The sequence below is a fragment of the Anabaena sp. CA = ATCC 33047 genome (genome assembly GCF_963870205.1).
In the GTDB taxonomy this organism is placed as follows: Bacteria; Cyanobacteriota; Cyanobacteriia; order Cyanobacteriales; family Nostocaceae; genus Trichormus.
On the sequence record NZ_CAWMSA010000046.1, the window covers coordinates 77,180 to 103,877 of the forward strand.

The following is a 26,698-nucleotide window of genomic DNA, read 5'->3' on the forward strand; positions in this document are numbered from 1 at the left end:
TCATAACTCATGTAACCTGTGTAACCATCCTCAAGCAGTCCCCACAGCGTCAATCGCCGCCTCAAGTGCGATCGCTACATGAGTCCAGTGAGTCCCCCCCTGGCAATACACCACATAAGGCTCACGCAAAGGCCCATCCGCCGAGAATTCCAACGTACTCCCCTCAATAAACGTTCCCCCAGCCATCACTACTTGGCTCTCATACCCCGGCATTTCATCCGGAACAGGGTCTAGGTAGGAACCCACAGGAGAATGCTGTTGTATCGCCTTACAGAAGGCAATCAGTTTTTTTGCTGAACCCAATTTAATCGCCTGAATCACATCGCCACGGGGTGCAAGGGGTGCAGGATTGACTGGATAACCCAACTTGTCAAATACGTAACCAGTTAAATAAGTGCCTTTCATCGCCTCGCCTACCATCTGCGGCGATAAAAATAACCCTTGGTATAAAAGCCGATTTTGGTCAAAGGTAGCACCGCCAAAGCTACCAATCCCCGGCGCAGTCAGGCGACAGGCGGCGGCTTCTACTAAATCAGCACGACCTGCTACATAACCGCCTGCCGTGACGATAGTACCACCGGGATTTTTGATTAATGACCCCGCCATTAAGTCAGCACCAACGTGGGTGGGTTCTTGGGTGTCGATAAATTCCCCATAACAGTTATCAACAAAACAAACGGTGTGCGGATTTTGTTGTTTAACTAGATGTACAATTTTCTCTATATCGCTAATTAATAAGCTTGGTCGCCAAGAATAGCCACAAGAACGCTGAATTAACACTAATCTTGTTTTATCAGTGACGCTGTGACTTAAAGCTTCCCAATCTACAGTCCCTTGGGGTGTTAGCTCCAATTGGCGATATTTTATGCCAAACTCAATAAGGGAACCTTGACCTTGACCCCGCAAACCAATCACTTCTTCGAGTGTATCGTAAGGAGAACCGACCACTGCTAGCATTTCATCCCCAGGGCGGAGTACACCAAATAAAGCGCAAGCGATCGCATGAGTCCCCGAAACAAACTGCACTCGCACAGCCGCCGCTTCAGCACCCATCACTTCCGCGAAAACTTTATCTAAAGTTTCTCTACCTAAATCATCGTGACCGTAACCGCTTACACCTGCAAAGTGGTGCGCCCCTACACGCTGATTACGAAAGGCTTCCAGCACTCTTTTGAGATTATGCTTGACCTGAGCGTCAATTCCAGAAAAAATCTCTAACAGTGCCTGTTCTGCTTGCCGCAGCTGTTCCAAGCTGTTCATTACTTCCTCGTTAACAAAAATTTATAGATATGCGGATTTTGGGTTCGCGCAGATTAGGCTGAACAATTTCAATACAGGTTACTGCATGACAATTGCTACTTCTACTAAACCTCAAATCAATTGGGTCAATACCCTGTTTTTCATTGGTTTACACCTCGGCGCACTCTTTGCTTTTGTGCCTGGTAACTTTAGCTGGAAAGCAGTCGGTTTGGCTTTATTCCTTTACTGGGTAACTGGCGGCTTAGGTATCACCCTAGGATTTCATCGCCTCGTCACCCACCGCAGTTTCCAGACTCCCAAATGGTTGGAGTATATCTTGGTATTTTGCGGAACCCTGGCTTGTCAGGGAGGGCCAATTGAGTGGGTCGGTACACACCGCATTCATCATTTACATTCCGATACCGACCCCGATCCCCATGATTCCAATAAAGGCTTCTGGTGGAGTCATATCGGTTGGTTGATTTACCACTCTCCTGCTCACGCTAATGTTCCTCGTTTCACCAAAGACATTGCCGAAGACCCAGTTTATCAGTTTTTGCAAAAATATTTCATTTTGATCCAGATTGCTCTGGGTTTATTGCTACTATATCTGGGTGGCTGGTCTTTCGTAGTTTGGGGAATTTTCGCCCGTATCGTTTGGGTTTATCACTGCACCTGGTTGGTTAACAGTGCTACCCATAAATTTGGCTACCGTAGCCATGAATCTGGTGATAACTCCACCAATTGCTGGTGGGTAGCTGTACTGGTGTTTGGTGAAGGTTGGCACAATAACCACCATGCTTTCCAATATTCGGCTCGTCACGGTTTGGAATGGTGGGAAATTGACTTGACTTGGATGACAATTCAATTGTTGCAAGTGCTTGGTCTGGCTACTAATGTGAAACTTGCAGACAAAAAGCAATAAGTAATTTATTATTAGTCATTAGTCTCATGTTTCATACTGGTGACTAATAATTTTTTCGCAACCAATCCATCCATTTTTCCGTTCTGAAATAGCATTCAAAAGTTATTTAGGTCTGCGCTTAGGTAACTAAGGTTGCTATAATCCAGAACGAATAATGTCTCTAAACTTTGCGGCAAGTTACTTTGTGAGTGACTTGATTAGGGTTTCTGTTTGTTTTTCAGGTTTTCATGACTACATCAATAATCAAGACGCAAGAAATAAATAATGACCTTGGTAATTCCGAACTAAGGCTGAAAGATATTATCAAAACTCTACCAAGGGAATGTTTTCAGTTAAATCGTCGCAAAGCTTGGACAACAGTCATCATCAATGTGTTGATGGTAGGTTTAGGCTACTATAGTTTGGCAATTTCTCCCTGGTTTCTTTTACCACTCGCCTGGATTTTTACCGGGACTGCTTTAACAGGTTTTTTTGTCATTGGTCATGATTGTGGACATCGTTCATTTGCCAAACGTCGTTGGGTAAATGATTTGGTGGGACACCTAGTCTTTATGCCTTTAATATATCCTTTTCATAGTTGGCGGATTAAGCATAACCATCATCATAAACACACCAATAAGTTAGATGAAGATAATGCTTGGCATCCCATCAGACCAGAGGTTTTTGGAAGTTGGAATAAAACTCGTCAGTCTGCTTTTGAGTTGTTTATGCGGAAACGCCTCTGGTGGGTAGGTTCTATTGGACATTGGGCTGTTGTGCATTTTGATGCACGGAAATTCAAAGCCAAAGATCAAGCCGATGTTAAACTTTCTGTGGCTGTAGTCGTAATCTTTGCAGCAGTTGTTTTCCCACTACTCATAGCTACCACTGGTGTTTGGGGATTCGTGAAATTTTGGTTTGTGCCTTGGTTGGTTTATCATTTCTGGATGAGTACCTTCACCATTGTTCACCACACTTACCCAGATGTTCCTTTTAAGGCAGCAGATAAGTGGAATGAGGCAATGGCACAGTTATTCGGTACTATCCATTGTGATTATCCCCGTTGGGTAGAATTTCTCTGTCACGATATTAATGTCCACGTTCCCCATCACCTGTCTACTGCAATCCCCTCTTATAATTTGCGCCTAGCTTATAGCAGCATCAAAGAAAATTGGGGTGATTATCTCCATGAGGAATTGAAGTTCTCTTGGCCTTTAATGAAGCAAATTACTAATCAGTGTCAACTGTATGTAACCGATGTTGGTTATCAAACTTTTGACGAATATCGCGCAGGACAATAAACTTCATTTTCTTTAGCATCGCTAGTATGTAGCGTGCTGATTATCCTGAAAAGTAGTACATATTCTGGCAATTTTTTACATGAATATTGCCTCATAAATTGCCAGATATTTATTTGATTGCGGGCTTTTTTAGCACTGCAAGTATGACAGTCTCCAACATAGTCTGATTTCCTTTCTAATTGAACTAATCCCGTGCAATCCACTACTGTTAACTTCGATAATTCTCCTCCCAGTCAGCCTTCTGAGGGTACAACTACACTGCCCTTTACTCTTCAGGATTTGAAAGCTGCTATTCCCGCAGAATGTTTTCAACCAAATGTGAGTAAATCACTGTTTTATTTTTTCCGCGATATCCTAATTATTGGTGGACTGTATGCAGTAGCTCACTACTTAGATTCTTGGTACTTTTGGCCGGTTTTTTGGCTGATGCAAGGCACAATGTTTTGGGCTTTGTTTGTAGTTGGGCATGATTGCGGACATCAATCATTTTCTAAGCATAAATGGTTGAATGATTTGATTGGGCATCTGTCTCACACACCAATCTTAGTTCCTTATCATGGTTGGCGCATTAGCCACAGAACCCATCACAAAAATACTGGCAATATCGATAATGATGAAAGCTGGTATCCTGTGACAGAATCACAATATAAGGAGATGCCTTTATTACAAAAGATAGGTCGATATTATGTCTTTTTATTGGCTTATCCAGTGTATTTATTTAAGCGTTCTCCTAATAAAGAAGGTTCTCACTTTTCACCCAGTAGCCCATTGTTTAAACCCTCGGAAAAATGGGATGTTATTACTAGCACCGTGCTGTGGATTGGGATGGTAGGTTTATTAGGCTTCCTTACCTATCAATGGGGTTGGATGTGGTTGCTTAAATACTACGCTGCACCCTACATTGTGTTTGTAATTTGGCTAGATTTGGTGACATTTTTGCATCATACCGAGCCTGATATTCCTTGGTATCGTGGCAATGATTGGACTTTCCTCAAAGGTGCAATTTCCAGCATTGACCGCAATTATGGTATATTCAACCACATTCATCACGATATCGGTACTCATGTAGCTCACCATATCTTTTTGAATATGCCTCACTATAATTTGCTGAAGGCGACTGAGGCGATTAAACCTGTGATGGGTGAGTATTACCGCAAGTCTGAAGAACCCATTTGGAAAGCATTATGGCGTTCTGCCCTTAGCTGTCATTTTGTACCGGATAATGGGGGTAAGGTTTACTATACCTCTAATCATCAGTAATTTGCTGCTCACAAAGTCTGAAGTTATATAAAAAAAGTCCGCCTTGGCGGACTTTTTTTAGCAAATTTTCCCACCCTTCCCTACAAGATAGTGGGGGAATATGTAGAGACGTTTCATGAAACGTCTCTACATTATATGATTTTGAATTAGAGAAGTTAGGTTAACATAACTGTAAAGTGAAGTATATTTTCAAATTTGTATGACTCTCACTATTGAAGATGTAGAAAGGCTACAACAAAAGCTAGAAGAAGAACAGCAGGACTACCAAATAGAACTGCAAGAAGGAAATATTCTAGTTATGGGGCCATCAGATATTCAATCTAGTGAAATTGGGGCTGAGTTGATTAGGTTACTAGGTAATTGGATAAAACCCCGTAAACTTGGGCGGATATTTGACTCAAGTGGCGGGTTTATTATGCCGAATACTGATTTACGCGCCCCTGATGTTTCTTTTGTAGCGGCGGAAAGATTAAAACGCACTATCAGAGATTTTGCTGAGTTAGTCCCTGATTTAGTAGTTGAAATAAATTCAAAAACAGATAGAATTTCTAAGTTAGAAGATAAACTAAAATTATTTTTAGAGTTAGGTGCAAGGGTAGGATTATTAATTAATCCAGATGAGTTAACTGTAAGTATTTATCGTCCGCATGGTGATGTGAAAGTTTTAAGTTGTGATGATAAGTTAACTATTAATGAGTTATTTCCTGGTTGGGAAATTGCTATTTCTGAGTTATGGCCACCTATATTTGAATAAGTTGCGTGCTACCTCTAGGGGTGTTATTTGCGCCTACAGTAAGCGGTTCAACTTGCAGTAGGCGTGAACTTTAAAAGAAATGTCGGGAGGAAAAAGGCAAAATATTCAATCACAGAGCGATCGCCTACCATCCCACCCTACAATCCTACCATCCTAAAATCTCCCATTCCCTTGGATAATATGTTTAGCAGTAGTTAGCGTCTCTAAACTAATAAACCCCCGACGGTGGCCTTTTTGATTAGACATCCCTAAAAATACTGAGTCGCCCCGCGCCGGGTTGCGGGAAAAACGCGGAGAAGTGTTAATGTAAGTCGCAGCACTGTTCACCCCTAGAGCAAACTGGCGACTTTCTTGATAAGATTCCGTGGCGATAGAGTCAGCATGACCGCTACTATATTGATTAATCCAAGCGATCGCCGCTTCTAAACTATCCACCAATTTAAACGCCACTGTTTTAGTTAAATAAGCCGAACTCCATTCGCCATCTTTTGCTAGCTGTAACTGGGGAAAAGCTTCTACTAACTCCTCATCGCCTTTAATTTCAAAACCTTTTTCTATCAAACTATTCCATAACACCGCCAAAGATGAAGGCATAGCTTGACGATGAATTAAAACTTTTTCAATAGCATTCACCGGATCTGGTTCACTTTCATGACTATCCAGAATCATCCAGCGCACCATTTCCAGACTGCCATTGAGCGACCAATAAAGGTAACAATTACCCATAGCGGATTTTAACACAGGGCAAGTAGCTTGTCGCATGACTTGCTGTACCAAACTAGAACGCCCGTAGGGAATGGCTAAATTTAGGTATTGGTCTTGAGTAATTAAATCCCGCATGGAAGCCCCATGTTCGGCGGTAATCAGTTCTATGCAACCTGGTGGTAAACCAACTTCAGCGATCGCACTTTGGAGAACTTCAGCAATGGCAGCATTAGAGTGACTGGCTTCTGTACCGCCTTTGAGGATGATACTATTGCCAGTTTTCATACACAAACCGGCGGCGATCGCTCCCAAATCGGGAAACGCCTCATAAATAAAGCCAATCACCCCCAAAGGCATTAACTGGGAATAACTTTGAGAATCTTCCGGTTGATAATCAGCGTTTCTTACCCGCCTTAGAGGATCTGAAACTTCCCCCAACTTTTGGAGAATTTCCACAGTAGTTGCTAACCGAGTGGGAGTTAACTTCAGCCAATCTAAAATCAAGTCTGGCACAGCCATTTCCCGACTTGCTTCCAAATCCAAAGTATTGGCTTCTAAAATGTCGTCAAAGGATTCTTCTAGAGCCTGTGCCATTGCCAACACAGCGCGACTGCGATCAGTTCCCTTAGTAGTGCCTAATTTCAGGGAAGCTTGATAAGCGCGTTTGGCACTTTTCATTGTTTCGGGGGAATCATCCAAAGGTGGAACAGTCATGAAATTATCGTCTGTAGGTAAGCCAGACCATGAATGCTGGCAGGATAGCCAACAATACCGCCACCATTGCCCAAGCAATAATACTAGAACCATTGGCTAGTCGCAGTGCTAATGGTAGCCATATAATCACTAGCACGAAAATAATCCCCAACGCTATAGGTAAATAACTTTCGCGCAATTTAGGATGGACAACATTCCACCCACTCCCTGTCCAACGCCAAGCACGCTTATAGGGATAGGTGGTTGACAATTGTTCTAGCATATAACCATTATCTTCTACGACAAAGATTTGCTGACAGCGATCGCAGCCAAATGCTTCTGTCAGTGTAATCGGAATCAACCGCCCCCGACGGCGACAGGGACAGATATATTCAGAGTTTAAATCGATTTTTTCAGGTTTTTTAGATGGCACAACCGTTCTACTGACTTGAGCGTGTTGTCTACAAATTGTGAGAGTTCTATATATTTCTCTCCTACTCAGAGCATCCCTATTGTTTCACACACCAAACACAAAGCTTAACTTAAACCTCCGCGTTCCTCTGCGTGAACCTTCTGGAGCGAGACGCTACGCGAATGCGTGACTCTGCGTTAAAAAATCAGATCAAACATCGGGGATACTACCTCTCCAAATAACTCTTTATCTTCAGTGTAGTGGCAGATGCTGCTAACTGAGGCTATTGATTAACCTTCCTGCCAGGTAGCAACCTTGATTAAAATTTTCTGTATTTTCATCGTAACTAACAAATTTTATGTATCTAGATTTCTTTAACATAGACTGCATGAGCGTGTTAGATATACTTCTCAGCTTAGATGGCAAACACTCTCAAGACAACCCATGTAGTCAAGATATTTCTAAGAGCCAACTATTTGTTTTGCTGATAAGTTGACTGCCAAACAACCTTCTGCACCTGACAACAGGGTTAGGGACTTCCAGATAACAAAACATCCAAAATGTAGGGTGCGTCAGTACAAGTCACCCTAGCTACACCAAGAAAATATTAATTCTGACGCACCCTACTAACTACACCTGACAACAGGGTTAAGGACTTCCAGATAAAAAACATCCAAAATGTAGGGTGCGTCAGTACGAGAAACCCTAGCTATACCAAGAAAATATTCATACTGAAGCACCCTACTAACTGTTAAAAAAAAATCAACCGGTTGAGTGATATGCTTCCGGTCAATTTCTTCTCTAGCGGATTTATGATATGCTTGTTATTTCAAGCGGGTAACGCGATTCGAACGCGCGACATTCACCTTGGCAAGGTGACGCTCTACCACTGAGCTATACCCGCAAACCTCACCCTTTTAATATGCCAAATTTTTTTAGATTTGTCAACTACTCCCATGAAAAAAATTTTTTTTGATTGCTGAGTTCCCTAGAATCAGAATCCAGCAATCATCACTCTCAGCCCACTTCCTCGGACTCTGAGGCTAATTTGCCAACGCTGGCATTGCTAAAAGCTGCTGGTAAGGATTGGGTATTGTGAGCATAGCCATCGGTGAAGCTAGAGCGCAATTGCCGCATTAGGCTAGCCATTTCTAGGGCATTCATCGCATAATCCCAGCCGTGATTAGCTTTAATTCCAGCCCTTTCTAGAGCTTGCTGCATCGTGTCTACTGTCAAAATGCCAAAAACCACTGGTACACCAGTTTGAAAACTAGCAGCCGCAATGCCTTTAGCTACTTCTGAAGACACATAATCAAAATGGGGTGTTTGCCCGCGAATCACAGCACCCAGACAAATTACTGCATCATAACGCTGAGAAAGAGCTAGTTGACGAGCCACAACGGGGACTTCAAAACTCCCTGGAACCCAAACATAATCTACCTGATCACCGTGAGGGTTAGGATCTACACCATGACGCTTCAAGCAATCTTGACATCCTTGCAGCAGTTTTCCGGTAACTAAATCATTAAATCGACCAATCACCACTGCCAAACGTAAAGGTTCTGTTTGAGTGAATGTTCCCTCAAAAACTGCCATGACTGCCTCTTAGATTAACGATACTCTTGTCAATATACATTTCTTCTTTAAAAGTAGAAGAGCAGGAAAACACAATTAGGGACAACGAACCCAGAAAAATTGCTAAATTTATCTGGTGTCTGCATACCTAATCTCGTGTTGCTCCTGCTCTTATCGCATTGTTGCTACTGGATACCCTCCAGACAAGTGCTGCCTTAAACCACAAAAAAGTTTAATAGCCCAACTAAAAGCACTAAAGCAATCCAAACTCCAGAACCAAGCCAGAGGAGTTTTTTAGATTCAACCCAGTTTTGAGGAGTTGCATAGGCGACAGGTACGCCAACAACCAGCACAAAAGACATGGCTACAAGAGCTACTAGAGCAAATTGAAATATTATGGTCATTTTTACTTCTCCCAAGACAGCAGAATTCTTAAGGAAATACTAAAGTAAGAATATCCTCAAGGACGACACTGTGATTTTTCCTTATTTGTAACCTAGCAGAAATTGTCACAATTTAGGTAATCGTCCATAGTCAATAGTTCATAGTTCATAATTGTGAAGATTTGTAAATGGTGGATGGTTGCTGATGACTGATGACTAATGACTAATGACTAATGACTAATGACTAATGACTAATAACTATGGATTTAATTCTTTGTCACACTACAGCCGATTTTGATGCTTTAGGTGCAGCCGTGGGGCTAACTTGCCTGATACCGGGAAGTAAAATTGTCTTGAGTGGTGGCGCACATCCACCTGTGCGGGACTTTTTGGCACTGTATCGGGATGAATATCCTCTGATTGAACGACGTTCGGTAAATCCTGATAAAATTCGTTCTGTGACAGTTGTCGATACCCAACAGCGCGATCGCTTGGGTAAGGCTGCTGAGTGGTTTGATTTACCTCATGTCAAAAATATTACCGTCTATGACCATCATCTCGGTCAAGATTCTGATATTCCTGCCCAGAAATTTTATATTGATGCTGTAGGAGCTACCACAACTCTGATAGCCGAGCAATTACAAAAAAATAACATGACTCTGACTGCTGCTCAAGCCACAGTCATGGCTTTGGGTATTCATGTTGATACAGGTTCTCTTACCTATGACCAATCTACACCACGGGATGCTTTAGCTTTAGCTTGGTTGATGCAGCAAGGCGCGAGTTTATCAGTTATCTCTAATTACCGTGATCCCGGCTTATCTCGCCAATTACAACGCCTGTTAACTACAGCACTAGAAAAATTAGAATATCTTTGTATACGGGGTTATACTATTGCTTGGGTAACTTTAAAGACAGAAGAATTTGTCCCAGGGTTGTCAAGTTTGGCATCGCAATTAATAGAATTAACAGAAATTGATGCGTTATTGTTAGCGGCGGAATATCCCTTAAGTGAAGATGAATCTAGGTTAACAGTGATTGGGCGATCGCAAATCCCTGGCGTACATCTTGACGTATTATTTCAAAAATTTGGCGGTGGCGGACATTCTCAAGCCTCATCTCTCAACTTACGGGGTGCTAATACCCAAGATGTGCTGCAACAAATTTTAGAGGGAATAAAAACAACCATTCCCCACCCACCGACAGCTAGAGATTTAATGTCATCCCCAGTTCGCACCATTCGCCCAGAAACCACCATTGCTGAAGCACAAAGAATTTTGTTACGTTATGGTCATTCTGGCTTATCTGTGGTGGATACACAAGGGCAACTGGTAGGAATTATTTCCCGGCGTGATTTAGATATCGCCTTGCATCACGGTTTTAGTCATGCGCCAGTTAAAGGTTACATGACCACAGACTTAAAAACAATTACCCCAGATACCACACTGCCACACATCGAGTCTTTAATGGTGACTTATGATATTGGACGTTTGCCAGTGTTAGATCATGGGCAGTTAGTAGGGATTGTAACTCGAACTGATGTTTTACGAGAATTACATCAAGCCTATGAAGAAAGAGATAGGTGGGAGGAGGGAGAAACAGGAAGATGGGGAGACAGAGAAGTTAGAATACCTACATTAGCAGAATTGCGCGATCGCCTCACTCCCCAGCTATGGCAACTACTCAGCACAGCTTCCCAAGCCGCAGAAAAACGCGGTTGGCATCTGTATTTAGTCGGCGGTGCGGTGCGAGACTTACTCTTAGCCGAAGCCGCAAATGGCAGTTTAATGATTACAGATATTGATTTAGTAGTTGATGGCTTTCATCAAGCCGCAGATGTCGGTGCAGGAGTAGAACTAGCAAAAGCCCTACAGGAAATTTACCCCGCCGCCCGCTTAGAAATACATGGGGCTTTTCAAACTGCGGCTTTGTTGTGGCACAAAGACGTAGAATTAGATTCCTTGTGGGTGGATATTGCCACAGCCAGAACCGAATTTTATCCTTACCCCGCCGCCAATCCAGAAGTAGAAGCAAGTTCCATTCGTCAAGACTTATATCGTCGAGATTTCACAATAAACGCTTTAGCTTTGCGCCTCACTTCACCCCGTGCTGGTGAACTACTCGATTTCTTCGGTGGGTTGCTAGACTTACAAGCCCAGCAAATTCGGGTATTACACGCCAACAGTTTTATTGAAGATCCTACCAGGATTTATCGTGGTGTACGTTTTGCCGTGCGTTTTGGCTTTGACATTGAAAGACGCACCAAAGAGTATATCCACTATGCTATCAACAGTGGAGTTTACGATCGCACCGCCCAAACTAACAGCAAAACCCCAGCCCTACAAACCCGACTCAAAGCCGAACTGAAACACATCCTGGAAGCCCCCTACTGGCAACCAGCTTTACAATTACTCGACAATTTAGGGGCTTTACAGTGCATCCATCCCACCCTAAAACTCGATTATCAACTTATCCGGCAATTACGTTTACTACAACGCTGTTTGCACAAGTTTGATCCTGCCCAAACTTTCACACCTTGGCAAATGCGTTTAGAAGTATTAATTGCCCACCTAGCCCCGAAATATCGGCATAAAGTAGCGAAAAATTTACAATTGCAAGATGACAGTATCAAACGCTTGCAGAACTTAGCCACGGCTGAAACTGAAGTCATTACATCCTTACCTGAATGTGAACGCCCCAGTCAAATAGTGCAGCTACTCCGCAAATACGATTTAGAAATGTTAATTTTAATTGCCTTGCACAGTCAGAGAAAAATCAGACAGCAAATCTGGCATTATTTAACAACTTTAGCTCATGTCCACCCAATTATCAATGGTAATGACTTAAAGAAATTAGGCTACAAACCAGGGCCACAATATCGACAAATGCTAGATGATTTACTCGCCGCAACTTTGGATGGTGTAATAAAAAATCAGGCGGAAGCAGAAGCCTTTTTAGCCCAGCATTATTAGACAATGTTTGTTAAGAAAATATAGAGACGTTGCAGGAAACATCTCTACATTTAACCCCATTCCTTAAATTAAATCTGGGTCGATATTTAACTCCCGCAGTTTTGCTGCTAAACGTTCCGCTTTGTCTTGTGCTTGTTGTGCTGCTTCTTCTGGTGTCGGGACTATTTCCCCATCTGCTGTGAAAAACCGTAATAGTCCCTGATGAATTCCCAAATACAACCCTAATTGTTGACTCCACAAATGTCCTTGTTCATTTGCTTGTAGAGGTTCGTACTTGCCATCTACTAAATGAAAACCTACAAATTCCAAAGTGTAGGGATCAAACCAGAAATAATCAAGCGTGCGAAAGGTATCTTGATATATTTCTTTTTTTAAACCTTTGTCAGTATTCACTGTGGAATCTGATAGAATTTCTAAAATAAAATGGGGGTATTTTCCGTCTTCTTCCCAGACTACCCAACTTTTGCGAGTTTTGCGTTCTGTTCCCAGCACTACGAAAAAGTCAGGCCCCCTAAAGTATTCTGATTTACGTTGGTGGGGACTGTAATAAATCGTCAGGTTTCCTGCGGCATAAAAATCATTTCTCTCTCGCCACAGCAATTCTAAGCAGGTTAACAGTAGGATGATTTGTCGCAGATGTAGTTCTGTTTCCAAGGGAGGCTCGTCACTGTATAAATCACTAGGGGGAAATGTCACATCTGAACAGATGCCTGTTTGAGATTCTAATTCTGAAGCTATGGTCATAGAATGTATACGGCATCAAGTGTTGATGAGTTTATTTTAGCAATGTTATGGGAGGCGATCGCCTATCGTCATTTAAGTAATTCCATAACAAAATGTAACAATAGCAACTTACACACTAGCTAGATTCATCATGTCCCTTGCGTCAGTCCTACAACTTGATTAATATTTAATTGTTATATTCCTATGTAGTTATAATGAATGAATCGCAAAATAACTACCTTGTAAACCTAACTGCACACTCTCAGAAAGAAGCCGCAAAGCATACGGGCAAGTTATAATTCTTTTGCGGACGAGCGTAACAAAAATTTATGAGTAATCCCCTTTTACAAGCCTTTTTCGTGGGCAGAGCCTTAGCAGAAGTAGTGAATGAACGCCTAGAAGTCGCTTTGACTGATGCTTTGAGCGAAATAGGTAAATTTGATGCAGAAGCTAGAGAACAGCTACGCCAATTTACCGAAGAAGTTCTAGAACGGGCAAACCGCGCCGCAGATGCGGCTCAAACAGGACAAACTACTACAGGCAGTAAACCAGCAGGTGGCGGTGCAGTTGACTTACAAGCAACAGTTGATGAACTGCGAGCAGAAATTGCCCTATTGCGAACCGAATTACAACGTTATCGCAGCAGTTCTTGATACATTTGCTCAATAGTCAATAGTCGCAAATAATTGACAAATAGCTCTTTGTAAAAAACAGTTTAGGGTTAAGAGTGTCTTTTGTTCCAGGTGATTCAGTAAATCAACAACGGTACGCACACAATATGGAAACCAGTTATTCAGATAAAGCATACCGTTGGAATCGTGAAAACTACTCTAGTAAGCGTCGGTTTGTAGACATTTGGTCATTTGTCTTGACTTTAATGTTCAAACTGTGGCGTTACAACAAATCTTGGAGTTATCCTGGCGGTGTGACTGAAGCTAAACAGGCGGCGCGGCGTAAAGCTCAAGCTGTCTGGATTCGTAATACTCTGCTGGAGTTGGGGCCGACTTTTATTAAAGTGGGACAGTTATTTTCTACCCGCGCTGATATATTCCCTAGTGAATATGTCGAAGAGTTGGCAAAACTTCAAGACAAAGTACCTGCTTTTAGCTACGAACAAGTAGAAAAGATTGTTGAGCAAGAACTAGGTAAGAAAATTCCTGAACTTTTTCAAAGTTTTGAACCGATTCCTTTGGCAGCTGCTAGCTTGGGACAAGTACACAAAGCGGTACTACATAGCGGCGAAGCAGTCGTTGTCAAGGTACAGCGTCCTGGACTGAAAAAGTTATTTGAAATTGATTTACAAATTCTCAAGGGGATTGCTCGCTATTTCCAAAATCATCCCAAATGGGGGCCGGGGCGAGATTGGATTGGTATTTATGAAGAATGTTGTCGCATTCTCTGGGAAGAAATTGACTATCTCAATGAAGGTAGAAATGCTGATGCCTTTCGCCGAAATTTTCGCGGCTATGATTGGGTAAAAGTCCCGAAAGTGTATTGGCGTTACGCGTCGCCAAGGGTACTGACTTTAGAATATGTGCCGGGGATTAAAATTAGCCAATATGAGGCTTTGGAAGCAGCCGGGTTAGATCGTAAGGTAATTGCGCGTCAAGGGGCGCAAGCATACCTCATGCAATTACTCAATGATGGCTTTTTCCATGCTGATCCCCACCCTGGCAATATTGCGGTGAGTCCTGATGGCTCGCTGATTTTCTACGATTTTGGGATGATGGGGCGGATTAAATCTAATGTCCGTGAGGGGCTAATGGCAACGCTGTTTGGTATCGCCCAAAAAGATGGCGATCGCGTCGTCCAGTCTCTGATCGATTTAGGTGCGATCGCACCCGTGAATGACATGGGGCCGGTGCGGCGTTCTGTGCAGTATATGCTGGACAATTTCATGGATAAGCCGTTTGAAGCCCAATCAGTAGCAGCAATTAGTGATGATTTATACGAAATAGCTTATAATCAGCCGTTTAGATTTCCTGCAACTTTTACTTTTGTGATGCGGGCTTTTTCCACCCTAGAAGGAGTAGGCAAAGGTCTAGATCCAGATTTTAACTTTATGGAAGTTGCCCAACCTTATGCAATGCAGCTGATCAACAATATGAGTAGTTCAGATAGCAATAGTTTACTTAATGAATTAAGCCGCCAAGCAGTACAAGTTAGTACCACTGCCTTCGGCTTACCACGGAGATTAGAAGATACCTTAGAAAAACTAGAACGGGGAGATATGCGCCTGCGGGTGCGTTCTATCGAAACCGAACGTTTACTCAGGCGGCAAAGCAATATTCAGCTGGGCATGAGCTATGCTTTAATCATCAGTGGATTTACCCTTTCAGCTACTATTTTATTAGTTAATCATTATGTATGGTTAGCAGGGCTGGCTGGTTTAATTGCCGCCGCCATCTCCGTCACACTCATCCGATTGCTCCTCCGCCTCGACCGTTATGACCGTATGTATTAATTTTGGCATCAAAAAGCTATGAAACTTAACTTCACGGGTCTTAGTGATCCGGGACTTGTGCGTTCTAATAATCAAGATCATTACTACATCGACCCAGAAGGGCGATTTTTCATCGTTGCTGATGGGATGGGTGGTCATGCGGGAGGTGAAGAAGCAAGTCGCATTGCCACCAAGGAAATTCAAGAGTATTTGCTGGCTAACTGGAATGCCTCTGAGTCACCGGAAAAGTTGCTAGAACAAGCTTTATGGCAGGCTAATGAAGCCATTTTACAGGATCAGCAAAGTCATCCTGAACGGGCTGATATGGGTACAACAGCCGTTGTCGTCATTTTTTATCATGATGCGCCTTGGTGCGCCCATGTCGGAGACTCTCGGCTGTACCGGTTGCGAAAGTCGCAATTAGAACAAATTACAGAAGACCATACTTGGGTAGCTAGAGCCATTAAAGTCGGCGATATTACCGCCGAAGAAGCCCGCATTCACCCGTTTCGCCATGTCTTATCCCGGTGTTTAGGTCGGGACGACTTATCCCAATTGGATATCCACCAGTTAGATGTGACTATTGGCGATCGCTTACTGTTATGCAGTGATGGTCTGACTGAAGAACTGATTGATGAAAAAATCGCTGCTTGTCTCTATGACACTCCCATTTTAGATACAGCTGCTAAGTCTCTGGTAGAAGCCGCTAAAGAACAAGGTGGACACGATAACATCACTGTCGTGATTGTGGCTATTGAATGAAATTCTGCCAATAGTCATTAGTCATTAGTCATTAGTCATTAGTACAGTTAGTAGTTTTATGGACAAATATCCTCAAGCTACTTTTCCCGGTGTTACCCAGAATGGGCAAACTACAATACCCTCTATCCCTAAGCTAAAAGCCGATGGGACTACTTTTTCACTTCTCCTAATTGTTTTGATTGCCTCGTATCAACCGCGTTTTCTGGCTCTTGCACCTAGGCTTGACTCCTTTTTTAGCGATATACGCAGGAAGCTTGTAGTAGCTGGACTTTCACCCCTCGGTTTGATAGTCATTAGCTCTTGGAGATTTGTCTATATTTTACTATTTTTTATGATTAAAACGACGAATAGTTATAACACCTGTTGCCAGGGAATTTTGACTTATTCAAGTAAAAATACTCAACATTTTGTTCAATTTGAGCATTTTTCCTCTTTACCTCTTGATACAAATACTCTTAGCCACCAAAATTTCCCAATTGGCGGCTATATTTACACAATTTGGTCGGTTGACATCTTGCACCTCATAATATAAGACGCATATAATGCGATCTTAATACCTTTGTTTTTTCACCTTGGGATGGACATCTCCATCCAGGAGCAATTTCCAGTTCCAGGTGTTGACTAGAGGTAGATTCACACCTGCCACCAACTACAATTCAGCCTGAGACTGCCTCGGCAGACTTGGGTTATATGTCAGTAGGTTCAGGTGCAAAATATCCCGACAGTAGAAATCTCCGCACAAAGGATATGGGCAATCTGTCAAATAATTGTTATCTTTCTTAATACAGAGACAAATATGGGACAGACCATAAATCTAGCCCTATACCTGTAGGACTTCTGTCACCGAAATTTACTTTAAGCGTTGTCTGTTTAGGAGTCTAACCATGAATCAACCCATTCAACTCTCATTGGAACAGCAATTCAGCATTCGGTCATTTGCTACTCAGGTGCAAAACATGAGCCATGAGCAGGCTAAAGACTTCTTGGTGAAGTTGTATGAGCAAATGGTCGTGCGCGAGGCAACTTATCAGGAGCTACTGAAGCATCAGTGGGGCTTAGATTCTGGCTCCACTATGGCATAGAGTAGTTTTTGTGTCGCAGTGGGCGACCTCCTTCTCTTGCTCGGTTCCAGAGAGGAAAGGGGCTGGGGATGCTGGGGCGTCAACTCCAAGCAAATTCAACTCAACCTAGGAAAAGCTGATAACCAAAAGCGCAAAACAGCAATTGATTTAGCTAGTAATTTCCATGCGTTTTCACTGACTTTCGACTTATTTGCCAAAGCAGTAGTTTGCAACCATTAGTTACTTTCTACTAATCAACTGTGAACCTGTACTTATGAACCCTTACTGCTCAAATGTTTATAAGCACGATCAACAACTTGCTGATTTGTAACTAGGCACGGTTTGGCAGCTAGCACTAATGCTTATTATATTTATTCCCAATAGTGCTTACAACCTAAATATATTTAATTTTTATAAAAGTTTACATTTTTCTAGAAAACACAATTTTATTATCCTGCCAAGGTCAAGGCAAACAGCAGCAAGTATTCTCTAACCAGAGATATCAAAGGCAGAATCGGTGTCAATGGCTTCTAGCTTGGCTAAAATTTGGGGCTTAATCTTTTCATATTCCTGTTTCAGCAGGTTTTTACTCAGTTGGGGTTCAGCAGTACCGGCTAAGGTTTTGGCTGTGTTGAGCCACTGTTGCAGTCGTTGACGTTGAGCAGTAGCGATACTAGCAACTAGAACATGAAAAGAGCGATGGGGGGATTCCCGCGCAAAGAACAGGAGACGATAATGACCTACTTGGGACAGTAAGCTGACGGTATCTTGACCTAAACTCGTTTTCAGATCAAGGTAATAAGGCAACCACTTAGTACCATGTTGGCGGTTGTAGAGAACAGTAATCCACAGTAACATGGGGTGCGGTGTAGTAATCAAGAGGAATTGATTATAGCGATTGCAAACAAAAAAATTGAGAATGTCCTGTTGTGGTAGCATCACCCATAGGGCTGGTTCAACCTCCCCATTAACATTGATGGGTTGAGGAAAAACAATATTGGCAATTGGTTTATTTTGCGGCCAAGAATTGCTAGAACTGATTTTAAGTTTGGCAGGAGCTAACTGCAATGGTGAGTTAACTTTTGTCTTTTGTTGAGGTTCAGCCGTAATGGTGATGGTATGAGTAGGTTGAGGATGCTCGTCTGGAATGGGGCGAGTTTGATGGTGCTGGGCGATATTTTCGATAATTTGCAGGATTTCGCTAATACTTTGTGGGCGATCCTGGGCTTTTTTGGCTAAACAACTCATTACCAAATTTTCCACTTCTTGAGGCAGGAGTAAGTGAGGCGCAACCTCTCTAAAAGTGCGTGGTGGTTGTTGGTGATGTGTTTTGTACCATGCGCCAAAAGAATGGGTGGATGCCAGTAATGGCATTTTGCCTGTCAGCATTTCAAACATCATTACACCCAAACTATAGATATCAGAACGATTATCTAGTTCTTTGCCCTCCATCTGTTCTGGGGATGAATAAGCCAGCGTTCCCAAATAAAATTTTGTGTGATCACCATCGCTCTGTAATAATTTAGCAATCCCAAAGTCTAAAATCTTCACTAATTCCCCAAAACTGGCATCTTGGAGGACTAGCATATTGCTGGGTTTAATATCACGATGAATAATCGGACAAACTGAGCCATCAACTGGGATACCATCATGAGCGCACTGTAAACCTAGGCAGATTTGGCGTACCATACTCACAAATCTAGGTAAAGATAATGGTTGTTGCCGGATGATTTGGTTGAGGCTTTGACCTTGTAGATATTCCATGACATAGAAGGGGGTTTGATTTTCATCTAGGCCATAGTCCATGACTCGCACAATATGAATACTTTTTTGCCCAAGTAAAGCACAGGTTTTTGCTTCTCGCTCAAAACGTTCTTGCAGTCGCATCTTTTCATTTTGCATAGACAGGGCGAGAAACTTGACAGCAACAGGTACGCCTCCCAACAAAACATCTTTAGCACGATATACTCTACCCATTGCTCCAGTGCCAATTAATTCTTGCAACTGGTAGCGGTTGCTAAGAACACGACCAATGTTGGGGTCTGACATAGAAAATTCGACTCCAATGTTCAACAAATGTAAATTACACTTACCTATGAAGTAGGTGTGAAGTGCTGGGGTGGAAAAGTGCAATTAAAGATGGAAATGAGTAGACTGACATCTTGCACCAGTTGCGTTATGGCAATTACACGGCGGCGATGCACTCCTAAAAATTCGCTCAAACCCTGAATTTTACGTTGTGGGCATTGCCAACCCTAGGTTGATTGAGAATGGTGCGAGATATCAATAGATGTATCCTCATGTTCTGCACTTGTGATGTAATGTTAGTTTGCCCAATTTTGATGCACGAGATAACTGAATTTATCCTCAGTCTCTAATTATTTAGGGGTTGAAGTTCTAGTTTGGCTTCCATTGTACTGGTTAAAAAATGACCTGCCATGACACCGCTACTGAGAGAATATGTGACATCAGAATTGCGGTGCATGGTTTCAAATCCACTACGACGGTGGCGATCGCTAATCACCCAGTAACGTTGCACAATGGTATCTAACCCAATCCAGCCTTCACCTTCAATCTGACCTAAAATACTATGCTGAACTAAAAAAGTATATTGACGTTCTCCCTCATGCAATCGTCCCTTATACTGTAAAGATATATCTGGGCGATCGCTCCCTGGAAATATGAGTTTTGTAGCCATAGTAAACCAATTATCTCGATTCCAAGCTACCAAGGTCATACCCTTCACATTAATTGGCAGTCCATGACGTTCTAGCCAACTGCCTTGAATTGTCCAGCGTCCTGGTTGCAATAAAAAAGTATGAGCCACCTTGTGTGTTCCTTACTTTGAACGAGTAGTCCTTAGCTACAAAGATATATTTGTAACTGCACAAATGTCAGGTATCAGATGAGTGGGGATTGGGGAGTAGAGTTACTCAGCATCAATGCGGTGAACTTCTCCTAATAAGACTTCACCGGGTGCGCCTGTGACTGCGGGTAAATTGCCAGGTATACCCAGTTGTCGCCAATAAGCTAAAACAGCAAAGGCGATCGCTTCTTTAAAATTAGCATTCAAGCCAACATCATCGGTAGTTAAAACTGGTACTTCTCCCAACAAAAACTGTAACCTTTGCTGCAAATACAGATTACAACTGCCACCGCCACATAAAAATACACGGTTGGGCATTTCTGGCAAAAAGCTGCGGTAACTATGGGCAATGGAAGCCGCAGTTAGTTCTGTCAGTGTTGCCAGCATATCAGATGGACTCAATTGATAGGGTGCGGCATCTTGAAAACACTGTTGCAGGTAATCTAGACCAAATAACTCTCTACCTGTGGATTTAGGCGGATGTAGGTGAAAATATGCTTGATTTAGCCATTTCTCTACCAGAGGATAGCAAGGAGTACCGCTAGCTGCCCATTTACCATCTTCATCGTAGGTTTTAGCACCGTCTGTTAATTGCTGTACGGCTAAATCTAGTAAACTATTACCGGGGCCAGTATCCCAACCGCGAATTTTATTCAACCAGTCATCACGACGCGGGGGAATATAAGTCACATTCCCTATACCACCGACATTTTGTATACAACGTCCCTCTTGAGGATGACTGAGCAAAAACGCATCTACTCTAGGTACAAGGGGTGCGCCATGACCACCGATAGCAATATCCGCTACTCGAAAATTACTAATAGTGGTAATTTTTGTCAAGTGGGCAATCACGGAACCACGACCGAGTTGTAAAGTATAACCAAGGGAATTTTTTCCCAGTTTCCCATACTCAGGCGGTCGATGATATACGGTTTGACCGTGGGAACCAATCAAAGTTGCTTGTTTGTGTTTTGTTTGAATATTTTCGGCAGCTTGGGCAAAACACAGAGCGATCGCATCATCTAATTCTGCTAATTCTGCCATAGAAATGGCTGCACCAGCGCAAACATCCAAGATTTTTGTTCTCAGTTGTTCAGGATAGGGATAGGTTTCCCCGGCTAGTAACTCTACTTGCAAATCCAAATCTGTACCAGAAATTTCCACCAAAGCCGCATCTATACCATCGACAGATGTGCCACTAATTAAACCTATCACACGGGTTGGGGTAGCAGTTTGTCCAGTTTGGTGCATATACAGAGAGTTTTGTGCGGCTTGCAAGGGGTAGTTTAATTCATCCCATTGTCAGTGTCAAAGATGGAAGTTGCCAATTTGCGTTGGTGCAGCGAAAATTATTTGCTGTTGCTCGATTATGGGAGAGATACCCAACTTCTCAAAGAAGTCGGGTATCTGGTGTTGACATTTTTTTAAGTTGAACTACTTACTTTTTTACCAAAAAATAGGCGTTAGCATACTCAGGTAATTGTCGGATATGTCGGCGAAAAGCGGTTTGATTGGGGAAAATACCGGCTAAAAAATCGAGTTGATACAAGTTAGGTAAAAATGCTCCGCCTGTATCTGCAATCACTCCCATTTGTAGCTGTTTACGTCCTCCTTGATTATGCTCAAGGACAACGATTCTACCTAAACCAATATTTAACACATCACCGGCAAAGGTAACACCGGGTTTAATCGAAATTTTCGCATCTATTTTGTGTCCATAGCCTTTGATAGCATCAACTTGTCTAAAATACCAATAGCGTTTTTGTGCTGTCGCCCTTAAACCCTTGATATAAGACATTCCGTTATTTCTATCTACGTTAAAAAAGCCCTTGGAACCATCTAAAAAATTGATGAGGATGGTTCCTTGCATTAACGCCTCTTCTAAACCATTCCGGGTTAAATAAGCTAATGGTTCTACTTTGCCGAATTCTTTACCTCCGGGTTCATAAATACCCGATAAGACATCTTGCTTTGTATACTTGGTGTAAAATTTATCTTCTGTTGAATTATCTTTTAAACTGTAGAGTGGTGTGTTATAGGTTGAGGTTCTCTGGCGTGAACCTGGATGAGTAAACACTGCATATTTAGTCAGGCGTAGTTGCTTTTGGTGAGGTTTTGCGGGATTATATGGTTTCCATCTGATGACGCGAAAATGTCTATTAATAAAGTTCGGGTTTTGTAAGCGAGTAATGCGATTGTTAGCAATGTCCTCTTGGAGAACATCAATCATAAAATCTAAAGTTTTCAGTATATCTTTAGTAGTAACTTTTTGGGTACTCAGGAGTCCAGGGCGTAAAATATCTGGATCATCTTCACCGTGTTCTTGAAAATATTTTCTAGTATTCACAAGAACGCTTAATAAATCCGATTGATTAAATTTAACTTGTTTTGTTGGTAGTTGTGCGGGTGATAAAATCTGATTACCGTTGACACTAAATTTATAGTTTCGCCACTCATCAATAATTGGATATTTAACTGATGTTGTTGCTAAATTTTGGTCAGGTTTCGGTGTTTGGTGCTGCGTGATACTTTCAGTAGATTTTGATGAATTAGTAATTAAACTACTCTGAGAAAAATTCCCAGTGAAAGCAACTGATTGCAGAGAAGTTTGAGAAAAGTTTGCGGAAGTGATAGGAAAATTAGCTAACTGCTTTAAATTTAATTTTTGCTGATTCTGCTGTTGTGTGGCTATATCGTGATTTTTTGTCTGCTGATATAGATAACTACTAGCCAAACCTATAATTGATATTGTAGCAACACCTACTATTAGTCTGAGTTTATGGCTGAATAAGTTACTCATAATTTAGTCAAGAATCTCGCAATATAAATCTGCTCATGCGTTAAATACGCATATCTTTAGGCTGGAAACCTCTTCCATTCTTCGGGAGAAACTCAACCTAACAGTGCATTATAACTTGCACTCATAATTACTATGCTTATACCAAAAGTTCAGTTTATATCTTTCTCAGGATTAATGAAAAATTGGCTGGATTTCTGCACAATCGCTAATACATAGAAATATCAGGTTGTCAATGCGTAATTTATAGCCAAAAAGCATCAAATGCTACTGTTAATATTTGCACATCGCAGTTAAATTATCCGTATTTTGGAAAAGATTAACACAATATGTTAAGTGTTCCGATTAATCGACCTTTACCTCATCACCCTCGCTTAGTGACATCTTTACCGGGGCCGAAAGCCTTGGCTATGATAGAACGCGATCGCGCTGTTACGTCTCCTTCTTATACCCGTGACTATCCCCTAGTTGTAGCACGCGGTCAGGGTTGTATGTTAGAAGATGTAGATGGTAATGTATTTCTGGATATGACCGCAGGTATCGCTGTCACCGCCACCGGACACGCGCACCCAGAGGTAGTCAAGGAAATTCAAACCCAGGCGGCGCGGTTAGTACACATGTCGGGGACAGATTTTTATTATGAGCCGATGGTGGAACTAGCGGAACATTTGGCGATTCGCGCCCCTTTTCCTCATGGTGCGAGGGTATTTTTCACCAATTCCGGCGCAGAGTCTAATGAAGGGGCGATGAAATTAGCTCGATATTACACTAAGCGATCGCTGATTATCGCTTTTTTAGGAGCATTTCACGGACGCACCTATGGCGCAATGTCCCTCACAGCTTCTAAAACAGTACAACGCGCTAATTTTGGGCCGTTAGTTCCTGGGGTGACACATATTCCCTATGGTACTCACGCCAGTTTGGATTATTTAGAACAACAGTTATTTAATACCATCCTACCGCCCCAGGAAGTAGCAGCAATTGTAGTTGAGCCGATTCAAGGGGAGGGCGGCTACATCGTCCCGGAAGACGGATTTTTGCCCAGAATTCGAGATATCTGCAATCGTCACGGCATATTAATGATAGTCGATGAAGTGCAATCAGGCATGGGGCGTACAGGTTGCTTATTTGCCATTGAGCATTGGGGTGTGATGCCTGATATTATGACTACAGCTAAAGGAATTGCTAGTGGTTTACCTTTAGGTGCGATAATCGCCCGTCCTGAGTTGATGACTTGGCCGCCTGGTGCTCACGCTACCACATTTGGAGGCAATCCTGTAGCTTGTGCGGCGGCTATTGCGACGCTGCGACTATTAGATAGTGGTTTGATGAGCAATGCTACCCAAATGGGAGAAATCTTAAAAGCTGGACTGACTCGACTGCATGAAAAATTCCCCAGGATGTCTTTACCGAGGGGTAAAGGTTTGATGGTAGCTGTGGATTTATTGGATGGTGCAGGACATGATGATAGCAGATTGCGCGATCGCATTATTCAAGCTGCCTTCTTACGTGGTTTATTATTACTCGGTTGCGGTAAAGCGGCTATTCGTTTTTGTCCACCTTTAGTGATTGACAGTCAGCAAATTCACACCGCTTTAGATATTCTGTCTGAGGTTTTAAAGCAGGAGTGTTAGAGGCAACATTTTATGTGCGCGATCGCCCTAATATGGCATCATCTTTGATGAGCGATCGCGGCCAAACTTTGCCAAAAAAAATCCGAAAAGTTGCAAGTTTGATTTGAAGCTTAAAACAATCAATCTTGAGGCATGATTATGAACAGCTATCATCACAAACATAACATCTGTTGGGGTAGGGAACAGGGAACTCTTAACAGGGAACAAGAAAAGATCAGCATCGAAAACTTATCATAAGTAATTAGCCGGACATTATTTAAAGTAATTAGATGAGCAAAAATTAGAAGTTCTTGAGGCATACTGTCAACAAACCTCAAGAACCAAATTGGATGTATTGCGTGAATTTATTCGTGGGTTGTCAAGGAAAGTGAAGAAAGATGAGCGATAGTTAGCAGATTGATTCCTGTTGATTAACCCTCAATCTGGCAATATGAGACACTGAAAATTTTTAGCCAAATCTACCGCTAACGTAGTCTCTAGTGTCTTCCTGTTTGGGGTTGTTGAAAATTACTTCTGTTGCGTCGTGTTCTACTAGGTAGCCGATACGTCCACCTGTTTCTGTAGACCTGACATTGAAAAAGGCTGTCATGTCAGAAACCCTGGCAGCTTGTTGCATATTGTGGGTGACAATGACAATGGTGTAGCGTTCTTTGAGTTCGTGAATTAGTTCCTCAACTCGCAAGGTAGAAATGGGGTCTAAAGCAGAGCAAGGTTCATCCATGAGGATAATTTCCGGCTGTACAGCGATCGCTCGTGCAATACACAACCTTTGTTGTTGTCCACCAGATAAAGATAACCCACTTTGCCGCAGTTTATCCTTGACTTCATCCCATAATGCGGCTTGGCGCAAACTCCTTTCTACTAACTCATTCATATTACCTTTGTAGCCATTAATTCTAGCTCCAAAAGCAATGTTTTCATAAATTGATTTGGGGAATGGGTTTGGTCTTTGAAATACCATGCCAATCCGCCGACGTACCTCTACTGGATCGATATCCGGCGCATACAAGTTTTTGTCATAATAAAAAACTTTCCCTTCTGCCCGAAATGATTCAATTAAATCATTCAAACGGTTATAGCAACGCAGCAATGTACTTTTACCACAACCAGAAGGGCCAATAAAGGCTGTCACCTTATTTTTTGGTATATCTAGCCAAATATTCTGCAAAGCCAGAAACTTGCCATAGTAGACATTGAGATTTTCCGTTTTTAATACGGTTTCTGTATTGTTCACTGTGCTAATTTGAGTAGGCATAAATGGTCTAGTTTACTTTTTAGGGATAAGTGAGCAATCTGACTCAGCTATGAGAGAATTAATCTTTAAGCTTTTTGCCGGGTTGCCCAGCGAGCGATGATACTGGTGAGCAGCACCATCAATACCAAAATCAACGAAGCAGCCCAGGCTAGAGATTGCCAATTTTTGAAGGGAGAAATAGCAAAGTTATAGACTAAAACAGCGAGGGATGCTGTGGGTTTAAACAGGCTATCAGGCCAAAAAGGCGAGAATAAAGCAGTAAATAATAAAGGTGCTGTTTCTCCAGCCGCCCGTGCGATCGCTAGTGTGGCTCCAGTGACAATTGCTGGTAAGGCCGCAGGTAAAACAACTTGGGTAACAGTTTGAAAATTCGTAGCTCCCAACCCTACAGATGCTTGTCGCAAATCTTGGGATACTAACTGTAAGGCTTCATCTGTAGTTCTAACTATAATTGGCAACATCAAGATTGATAAAGCAAATCCTCCGCCTATGGCAGAATAAGAACCTAGATTAAATTTTACTAATGTCAATACCACAATACCATAGGCAAATACACCAGCAATAATCGAAGGTACTCCACTTAAAACATTAGTGGCAAAGCGTATCCATCTTGCTAATTTACCGGAGCTAAATTCTGTTAAATAAATTGCCGCAATCACACCCACTGGGATACTAATTAATGCACCAATACCTACCATTAATAAAGTTCCCAATATCGCATTACCAAAACCTCCACCTTCCCTTAAAGGTGCGGGTGGCAGTTCGGTAAATACGCTCAGATTCAAGCTGCTAAAACCTTGAATCAACACGTAAGAAAGTACAGCCAATAAAGGCAAAAGTGCCAATCCTCCACAAATAAATGCCAATACCGTCATCGCAGTATTAAACATTGTCCGGGGAGAAGTAGAGGCGCGAGTTAAAGTCCTTTTGGGAAAATCAGCAGTCATAATTTTATCCAC

General features: G+C 42.2%; 22 protein-coding genes and 1 tRNA gene. 10 read left to right on the top strand and 13 right to left on the bottom strand.

Features of this window, described 5'->3' with window-relative positions:
- Positions 1-30 precede the first annotated feature (30 nt).
- Entirely contained in the window at positions 31-1,260 is a 1,230-nt protein-coding gene (locus AACS98_RS15295) for a methionine gamma-lyase family protein (protein ID WP_066381319.1), read from the bottom strand.
- 85 nt (positions 1,261-1,345) lie between these two features.
- Between AACS98_RS15295 and AACS98_RS15300 the strand changes: the two genes are divergently transcribed.
- The 4 genes from AACS98_RS15300 (at position 1,346) to AACS98_RS15315 (ending at position 5,458) form a co-directional block, all read left to right on the top strand.
- Positions 1,346-2,164, top strand: a complete 819-nt coding sequence (locus tag AACS98_RS15300) for an acyl-CoA desaturase (RefSeq protein ID WP_066381322.1) — start codon at positions 1,346-1,348, stop codon at positions 2,162-2,164.
- Between the two features lie 227 nt (positions 2,165-2,391).
- Positions 2,392-3,444 (top strand): fatty acid desaturase, encoded by a 1,053-nt coding sequence (locus tag AACS98_RS15305; protein ID WP_066381324.1) that lies wholly within the window; start codon positions 2,392-2,394, stop codon positions 3,442-3,444.
- A gap of 192 nt (positions 3,445-3,636) precedes the next feature.
- Positions 3,637-4,704, top strand: a complete 1,068-nt coding sequence (locus AACS98_RS15310) for a fatty acid desaturase (RefSeq protein ID WP_066381326.1) — start codon at positions 3,637-3,639, stop codon at positions 4,702-4,704.
- A gap of 199 nt (positions 4,705-4,903) precedes the next feature.
- Positions 4,904-5,458: a Uma2 family endonuclease gene (locus AACS98_RS15315; protein WP_066381328.1), complete on the top strand. Its 555-nt coding sequence runs from the start codon at positions 4,904-4,906 to the stop codon at positions 5,456-5,458.
- Positions 5,459-5,611: 153 nt separating this feature from the next.
- Here the strand turns inward: AACS98_RS15315 and AACS98_RS15320 are convergent, their stop codons facing one another.
- The 5 genes from AACS98_RS15320 to psbZ all read right to left on the bottom strand — a co-directional run bounded on the left by AACS98_RS15320 (position 5,612) and on the right by psbZ (position 9,247).
- Positions 5,612-6,877, bottom strand: coding sequence for a glutamate-5-semialdehyde dehydrogenase (locus AACS98_RS15320; protein ID WP_066381330.1), 1,266 nt, complete (start codon positions 6,875-6,877; stop codon positions 5,612-5,614).
- Between the two features lie 4 nt (positions 6,878-6,881).
- Positions 6,882-7,289, bottom strand: a complete 408-nt coding sequence (locus tag AACS98_RS15325; RefSeq protein WP_066381331.1) for a hypothetical protein — start codon at positions 7,287-7,289, stop codon at positions 6,882-6,884.
- An 811-nt stretch (positions 7,290-8,100) separates the two neighbouring features.
- A tRNA-Gly gene (locus AACS98_RS15330) sits at positions 8,101-8,172 on the bottom strand.
- Positions 8,173-8,285: 113 nt separating this feature from the next.
- A complete protein-coding gene (ribH, locus tag AACS98_RS15335) occupies positions 8,286-8,864 on the bottom strand; it encodes a 6,7-dimethyl-8-ribityllumazine synthase (protein WP_066381332.1) in 579 nt (192 codons plus the stop codon).
- A 194-nt stretch (positions 8,865-9,058) separates the two neighbouring features.
- On the bottom strand, positions 9,059-9,247 hold the full coding sequence (gene psbZ / locus AACS98_RS15340; protein ID WP_066381333.1) for a photosystem II reaction center protein PsbZ: 189 nt from the start codon (positions 9,245-9,247) through the stop codon (positions 9,059-9,061).
- Between the two features lie 239 nt (positions 9,248-9,486).
- On the opposite strand from psbZ, the gene AACS98_RS15345 reads away from it, so the two are divergent.
- Positions 9,487-12,198 (top strand): CBS domain-containing protein, encoded by a 2,712-nt coding sequence (locus AACS98_RS15345; RefSeq protein ID WP_066381334.1) that lies wholly within the window; start codon positions 9,487-9,489, stop codon positions 12,196-12,198.
- A gap of 63 nt (positions 12,199-12,261) precedes the next feature.
- On the opposite strand, the gene AACS98_RS15350 is transcribed toward AACS98_RS15345, so the two are convergent.
- The gene (locus AACS98_RS15350; protein WP_066381341.1) at positions 12,262-12,942 is read right to left on the bottom strand and encodes a Uma2 family endonuclease; all 681 of its coding nucleotides are present in this window, start codon (positions 12,940-12,942) and stop codon (positions 12,262-12,264) included.
- Between the two features lie 308 nt (positions 12,943-13,250).
- Between AACS98_RS15350 and AACS98_RS15355 the strand changes: the two genes are divergently transcribed.
- From AACS98_RS15355 to AACS98_RS15370, 4 genes are all read left to right on the top strand, one after another.
- A complete protein-coding gene (locus tag AACS98_RS15355; protein ID WP_066381343.1) occupies positions 13,251-13,574 on the top strand; it encodes a DUF6825 family protein in 324 nt (107 codons plus the stop codon).
- 125 nt (positions 13,575-13,699) lie between these two features.
- On the top strand, positions 13,700-15,385 hold the full coding sequence (locus tag AACS98_RS15360) for an ABC1 kinase family protein (protein ID WP_066381401.1): 1,686 nt from the start codon (positions 13,700-13,702) through the stop codon (positions 15,383-15,385).
- Between the two features lie 18 nt (positions 15,386-15,403).
- Complete coding sequence (locus AACS98_RS15365) at positions 15,404-16,126, top strand: Stp1/IreP family PP2C-type Ser/Thr phosphatase (RefSeq protein ID WP_066381346.1); 723 nt, start codon at positions 15,404-15,406, stop codon at positions 16,124-16,126.
- An 884-nt stretch (positions 16,127-17,010) separates the two neighbouring features.
- Entirely contained in the window at positions 17,011-17,208 is a 198-nt protein-coding gene (locus AACS98_RS15370) for an NblA/ycf18 family protein (protein ID WP_066381350.1), read from the top strand.
- A 468-nt stretch (positions 17,209-17,676) separates the two neighbouring features.
- Here the strand turns inward: AACS98_RS15370 and AACS98_RS15375 are convergent, their stop codons facing one another.
- The 4 genes from AACS98_RS15375 to AACS98_RS15390 form a co-directional block, all read right to left on the bottom strand.
- Positions 17,677-19,236, bottom strand: a complete 1,560-nt coding sequence (locus AACS98_RS15375; RefSeq protein WP_066381354.1) for a serine/threonine protein kinase — start codon at positions 19,234-19,236, stop codon at positions 17,677-17,679.
- A gap of 325 nt (positions 19,237-19,561) precedes the next feature.
- Positions 19,562-20,014, bottom strand: a complete 453-nt coding sequence (locus AACS98_RS15380) for a hypothetical protein (protein ID WP_066381356.1) — start codon at positions 20,012-20,014, stop codon at positions 19,562-19,564.
- A gap of 102 nt (positions 20,015-20,116) precedes the next feature.
- Positions 20,117-21,304 (bottom strand): anhydro-N-acetylmuramic acid kinase, encoded by a 1,188-nt coding sequence (locus AACS98_RS15385; RefSeq protein WP_066381358.1) that lies wholly within the window; start codon positions 21,302-21,304, stop codon positions 20,117-20,119.
- A 187-nt stretch (positions 21,305-21,491) separates the two neighbouring features.
- Positions 21,492-22,853, bottom strand: coding sequence for a hypothetical protein (locus AACS98_RS15390; protein WP_066381359.1), 1,362 nt, complete (start codon positions 22,851-22,853; stop codon positions 21,492-21,494).
- Positions 22,854-23,179: 326 nt separating this feature from the next.
- On the opposite strand from AACS98_RS15390, the gene AACS98_RS15395 reads away from it, so the two are divergent.
- Positions 23,180-24,484, top strand: coding sequence for an acetyl ornithine aminotransferase family protein (locus AACS98_RS15395; RefSeq protein ID WP_066381360.1), 1,305 nt, complete (start codon positions 23,180-23,182; stop codon positions 24,482-24,484).
- Positions 24,485-24,932: 448 nt separating this feature from the next.
- Here AACS98_RS15395 and pstB read toward each other — a convergent pair whose 3' ends face one another.
- Together pstB and pstA are read right to left on the bottom strand one after the other, a co-directional pair.
- A complete protein-coding gene (pstB, locus tag AACS98_RS15400; RefSeq protein ID WP_066381361.1) occupies positions 24,933-25,739 on the bottom strand; it encodes a phosphate ABC transporter ATP-binding protein PstB in 807 nt (268 codons plus the stop codon).
- A 65-nt stretch (positions 25,740-25,804) separates the two neighbouring features.
- Positions 25,805-26,686, bottom strand: a complete 882-nt coding sequence (gene pstA / locus AACS98_RS15405) for a phosphate ABC transporter permease PstA (RefSeq protein WP_066381363.1) — start codon at positions 26,684-26,686, stop codon at positions 25,805-25,807.
- Positions 26,687-26,698 lie beyond the last annotated feature (12 nt).